Annotated in this window: 1 protein-coding gene and 1 pseudogene; both read right to left on the reverse strand. The window is 75.6% G+C overall.

Annotated elements, in window-relative coordinates; all coding sequences use genetic code 11:
• Positions 1–461: pseudogene (locus AB0C29_RS49500) on the reverse strand (cytochrome P450); the annotation flags it as partial.
• Positions 458–1,174, reverse strand: a 717-nt coding sequence (locus AB0C29_RS49505) for a glycosyltransferase (RefSeq protein WP_360835480.1), incomplete at its 5' end; no start/stop codon positions are given. The pseudogene AB0C29_RS49500 and the gene AB0C29_RS49505, both read right to left, overlap by 4 nt.

Raw genomic sequence — 1,174 nt, forward strand, 5'->3', positions numbered from 1 at the left:
GCCGCCGCGGCCAGCGCGGGCCCGTCCACCTCCAGGCCGAGCAGCGCCGCCGCGGTCGTGCCGGCCAGTTCCGTCACCACCGGTACGAGATCAACGGTCTCGCCGTCCGTCAGCGGCTTGAGCCCACGGTCGAGCACCTCCGTCCAGATCGGGCGCAACCGGGCCACCGCGGCCGCTCCCAGCGCGTCGGCCGTGCCCCGCCGGGCCTGCCGATGATCGTCGCCCTGCTGGTCGAACAGCAGGTCACCACCGGTGAGCCGGCCCGCGGCCCCGCCGGTGGTGCCCTCGGCGGTGCGGTCCAGCGGGATCCGGGTCAGCCCGGCCGTGTACGCCTCGGCGTCGTTGATCAGCAGCGTGCCGCCCAGCCGCAGCACCGGCCGCAGCCGTCCCGCGGCGAGCAACGCGAACAGCATCGGATGGCTGCCGAGATAGACCAGCCGGTCCCGGGAACGTGCCCTCATCGCACGTGCACCGCGGCCGGCGCGGGCCGGTATCGCCGGTCCCAGTGCCACAGCAGCGTGCGGCGGGCACCCCAGGCCCGCAGCCGGCGCAGGCTCGACTCGACGACGAGCTGCTCGGCCCGCACCACCCGCGCACTGTGCCGCCGGGCCCGGTTGAGCATCGTCACGTCCTCCGCGCCGTCGACGAGGGCCTCCCGCGGGGTGCCGCCGCAACGCTCGTAGAGCTCCGCGGTGATCGCCACGTTGTGCCCGTGCACCAGCACGAACGGGCACCGGTAGGCCGGGGAGCGGTGCCGCCACCGGCCATACCGGGCGGCCAGCCGGACGACGGCCGGATAGAGGTGCCGCTCGGCGAGACTCGGCCCCTCGTCGCGGCGCGGCACACTGCGCCCGCACACCAGGTCGGCCTCGTCGAGCAGCAGCCGGGCGGTCGCCACCCAGTTCCGGGCCGGCAGGCAGTCGGCGTCGGTGCGCAGCAGCCGGGTCGCACCGCCGGCGATGGCATGCCGGAAACCGGTGTCGGCGGCCGTGCCCGCACCCGGCTCGGGCTCGGGCAGAACCAACACCTCACCGCGATGGGCGGCGGCGATCGCGGCCGTGCCGTCGGTCGAGCCGTTGTCCACCACGACCAGGGTGAAGTCCTGATCGGACTGGGCCGCCAGCGCCGCCAGCAGGCCCGGCAGCAGCGCGGCCTCGTTGTAGGCCGGCACGAT

This window comes from Actinoplanes sp. NPDC048791, assembly GCF_040650095.1.
Lineage (GTDB): Bacteria > Actinomycetota > Actinomycetes > Mycobacteriales > Micromonosporaceae > Actinoplanes.